Origin of the sequence: Mesorhizobium sp. M7A.F.Ca.CA.004.04.2.1, assembly GCF_004022825.1 — a bacterium.
Taxonomy (GTDB): domain Bacteria; phylum Pseudomonadota; class Alphaproteobacteria; order Rhizobiales; family Rhizobiaceae; genus Mesorhizobium.
In genome coordinates this window covers 1-3903 of the sequence record NZ_RZPH01000569.1, presented here as the reverse complement: position 1 = coordinate 3903, position 3903 = coordinate 1, and the positions used below count along the sequence as shown (strand labels likewise).

General features: G+C 62.8%; 3 protein-coding genes. 1 reads left to right on the top strand and 2 read right to left on the bottom strand.

Annotation, left to right across the window (positions count from 1 at the left end):
• Both EN893_RS22755 and EN893_RS22750 read right to left on the bottom strand, forming a co-directional pair.
• Positions 1-582 (bottom strand): ABC transporter substrate-binding protein (locus tag EN893_RS22755; RefSeq protein ID WP_128361790.1); only part of this gene is annotated, 582 nt, incomplete at its 3' end.
• Positions 583-607: 25 nt separating this feature from the next.
• A complete protein-coding gene (locus EN893_RS22750) occupies positions 608-2827 on the bottom strand; it encodes a TonB-dependent siderophore receptor (protein WP_127270619.1) in 2220 nt (739 codons plus the stop codon).
• A gap of 181 nt (positions 2828-3008) precedes the next feature.
• Between EN893_RS22750 and EN893_RS22745 the strand changes: the two genes are divergently transcribed.
• A complete protein-coding gene (locus tag EN893_RS22745) occupies positions 3009-3800 on the top strand; it encodes an ATP-binding cassette domain-containing protein (RefSeq protein ID WP_164748715.1) in 792 nt (263 codons plus the stop codon).
• The last annotated feature ends 103 nt before the right edge of the window (positions 3801-3903 follow it).

Here is a 3903-nt window from a genome sequence, read left to right as displayed (position 1 = left end):
ATCCTGCAGCAGGCTGCCGGCGCCGTAGACGCGGACATGGCGATCGTCGAACATGCTGACGACGCAGACCGGTTTTTGCACCGCCCGCTCCAGCCTGGCACGCGCTTGGGCGATCGAGGCTTCGGTGCGCCCGACAAGGTTTTCTGCTTCCGTCCTGCGGCCAAGCATGTCGCCAAGCTGCAGCGTCACCTGTTGCGCCTGCGCGTAAGGTGGAGCCTTGCCGCTGTAGAACGGCACGTTGAAGGTCGGCGCCAATCTGGTGAAGCTGTTCTCGTCCAAGCCATAGCCATAGGCGCCGACGATCAGGTCGGGCCGCAACTCCCGAAGCAGTTCGATATTGGGCTCGCTGCGCGATCCCAGGTCGATGGTGGCCTGCGGCAGCGCCGGGCCCTGCACCCAGTCGCCATAACCCCTGGTGTCGCCGACGGCGAGCGGCGACAGGCCGAGCGAGACCACCAGTTCGGCCGATGTCCATTCCAGGCAGACGACGCGGGCAGGTGCCGCGCGTGCCATGCCGCCCGGCAAAGCGAGGCCGGTCGCGGCGAGGCCGGCAAGATACTGGCGCCGTGTCAGCGCCGCCATTTTGGGCCGGCCCGCCACATTGCTTTTACCATGTGTATTTCACCGAACCGTTGATCCTGCGGCCTTCGCCGTAGAAGCAGCCGAAGCCCGAAGAGAAACAGGAGGCGACATAGCGTTTGTCCAACAGATTGCTGGCATTGAGGCTGAGCGTGGCGTTCTGCCAGGTGTAATGCACCGCCGCGTCGGCAAGCACGACCGATGGGACCTTGAAGCTGTTGGCGTCGTCGCCATAGGTCGAGCCGACATAGCGGACACCGGCGCCCAGCCCCAGGCCCTCCAGGCGGCCGCTGCCGAAGGTGTAATTCGCCCACAGCGACGCGGAATGCTTCGGCACGCCGAAGGGCGTATTGCCTTCATTGCTGATCGAACTCCCATTATCATCAACAACAGAAGTCGCCTTGGTGATCCTGGTGTCGAGATAGGTGTAGGCCGCTCTCAGGTCGAAGCCGGAATCGAGGCTGGCAACGGCCTCGAGTTCGACGCCGCGCGAGCGGATCTTGCCGGTCTGGAACATGTCGTCGGGCCGGCCCTCATTGCCATAGCGCACGACATTCTGTCGGGTCAGGTCGAAAACCGATGCCGTAATGAAGGAATTCCACCCGGTCGGCTGGTATTTCAGCCCGATCTCGTACTGCCTGCCGGTCTCGGGCACGAACAGATTGCCGTCGCTGTCGGCGCCGGCCACGGGCTGGAACGATTCGGAGTAGCTGACATAGGGCGCAAGCCCGTTGTCGGCGAGATAGACGAGCCCCGCCCGGCTGGTGAAGGCGTTGTCCTTCTGCTCGGGAATGTAGCCGCCGGCCAGATTGTCGTAGACCTTGGCGTCCGACCAATCCTGGCGGCCGCCAAGGGTCAGCCGCCAGTTGCCGAGCTTTACCTGGTCCTGCGCATAGAGACCGACTTGCTGCTGGGTGGTGTCGGTATCGGTGTAGGGCGTCAGATCGGTGATCGGGTACCCGTAAACCGGATCGAAGACGTTGAAACCGTCCTCGACGGTCCCTTCCGAGGCATAGTCGCGGTAAGTATAGCGTTTGTAGTCGAGGCCGACGAGCAGCGTGTGGGCGAGCGGCCCGGTGTCGAAATCGGCTTGTGCCTGGTTGTCGATGGTGACGCCGCTGAGTTTGGTGCCGCCGGCATCTGCATAACGGTAGTAGTCGCCGCTTGAAGGTTCCAGGCCGTTCGAGTCCGTCAGTCCGCCACCAAAGACGCCTTCCTCGGTGTGGGTAAGGTGGACGTAGCGGGCATGCTGTCGAACCTGCCAGGTTTCGTTGAAACGGTGATCGAATTCGTAGCCGATCGAGGCCTGGTCGTTGTTGTAGGAGTCGAAGCCGGGTTCGCCGACGAACATGCTGTTCGGCAGGTACTTGCCGTCCTTGCCCGGTATGACCGTGCCGTAGGCAGGCAGATACTGCATCGCCCAGCCCGAGCGATCGCGCTGATAGTTGGCGAGGATGGTCAGGCTGGTGTCGGCATCGGGCTGCCAGGTGATCGCCGGCGCGATGAAGATGCGGTCGTCCTTGACGAAGTCGGTCTGCGTGTCGCCCATGTGAGCGGCGCCGGTGAGGCGAAACAGCAGCGACTTGTCGGCGTTCACGGCACCGCTGAAGTCGAACTTGCCTTCATACCGGTTGAAGCTGCCACCACCGAATTCGACCTCGCGCAGGTTTTCCTCGGTTGGCCGCTTGCTGACATAGTTGATGATGCCGCCGGGGCTTGCCTGGCCATAAAGTACCGACGCCGGTCCGCGCAGCACCTCGTAGCGTTCCGCGCCATAGGAATCGAGTGCGGTGAACAGGGTGAAATTGCTCTCCTTGAGCTGCAGCCCGTCCCTGTAGAAGACGCCGCTGGCGTTCGAAATGCCGCGCAACTGCAGGCCGAGGCCGCGATTGTCGGTGCCGTAGAGATTGCCGGTGGCGCCGGGTGTGTAGCGCAACGCGCTGTTCAGGCTGTCGACGGCCTGCGCTTCCATCTGGTCCCTGGTGATGACCGATATCGATTGCGGCGTCTCGATCAGCGGCGTGTCGGTCTTGCTGCCGGTGGAGCCCTTTGTGGCAACGTAGCCCTTGACCGGCCCGAAAGCGCTTTCGACACGTTCCTGGACTTTGATCGGGTCTAGGGTGGTGGTGACCGTCTCCTGGGCCAGTGCATGGCCGCAGCCAAGCAGGGCCGGCAGCGACACCGTTGCGATCAGCAGGCGCTTGCGCGCTATCCGGTTCCGCCAAATCGGTCCATGTCCTGAAATCATCCTTTGCGCCCCCTGTTTCCAAATTTTCGTGCCGATATTGCCGGTCGCGACGATTTGTTGATCGTTGCAGTCATCTTCAATGTTGACTAGTAAGGTCATGTTTCATAGTCAACCGGGCACGACCCGTCGAAATGCCGGAATCTGGAAATGCGGGCGGCCGCACTGGAGAAAAGCCATGAGCATGGCTGGAATTGATGCCCAGACTGCCTTCCATATCGACGCGGTGCGCTTTGCCGTCGGCGAGCGGACGCTGCTCGGTCCGGTCTCGCTCGAACTGGAGCGCTCGCGCGTCTATGGGCTGATCGGCCACAATGGTTCGGGCAAGTCGACGCTTATCAAGCTCATGGCGCGCCAGCAGCCGACGAGTTCAGGCGCCATCACTTTCGCCAGACGTCCGTTGCCGCAATGGGGTGCCCGCGAATTTGCCCGCGCGCTTGCCTATCTGCCGCAGACGACGCCTGCGGCGACCGGCCTGACCGTGCGCGAACTGGCGACGCTCGGGCGCTATCCCTGGCATGGCGCGCTTGGCCGTTTCCGCGCCGAGGACAGGCAGCATGTCGAGGAGGCGCTGGCCCTGACCGATATGGAGGGTTTTGCCGACCGGCTGGTGGACGAATTGTCGGGCGGCGAGCGCCAGCGCGCCTGGCTCGCCATGCTGGTGGCGCAGAACGCCGGCGTCATGCTGCTCGACGAGCCGATTTCGGCACTCGACATCGCCCATCAGGTCGAGGTGCTCGGGCTGGTCAAGGAGCTCAGCCGCAAACGCGACCTATGTGTCGTCGTCGTGCTGCACGATCCCAACATGGCGGCGCGCTACTGCGACGAACTGATCGCGCTCAAGGACGGCAAGCTGCTGACGCGCGGCACGCCAGGCGAAATCATGCGTAGCGATGTGCTGAAAGGCATTTTCGGTGTGGAGATGGGCGTGTTCGCGCACCCCGTCACCGGCCAGCCTGTCGGCTATGTGCAGTGACAATATCTGATGCGGCGGCGGGAAATAGAAGGCGGCAGGCCGCTGTGAGAACAAGGAAGAAGCTGTTGTCGAGAACTGGTTTGTTGGCGGCGTTGGTCGCATC

Excerpts from the sequence above, each read along its gene's own strand:
- EN893_RS22750 (WP_127270619.1), bottom strand. The coding sequence starts at position 2,827 with ATGATTTCAGGACATGGACCGATTTGGCGGAACCGGATAGCGCGCAAG.
- EN893_RS22745 (WP_164748715.1), top strand. The coding sequence starts at position 3,009 with ATGGCTGGAATTGATGCCCAGACTGCCTTCCATATCGACGCGGTGCGC.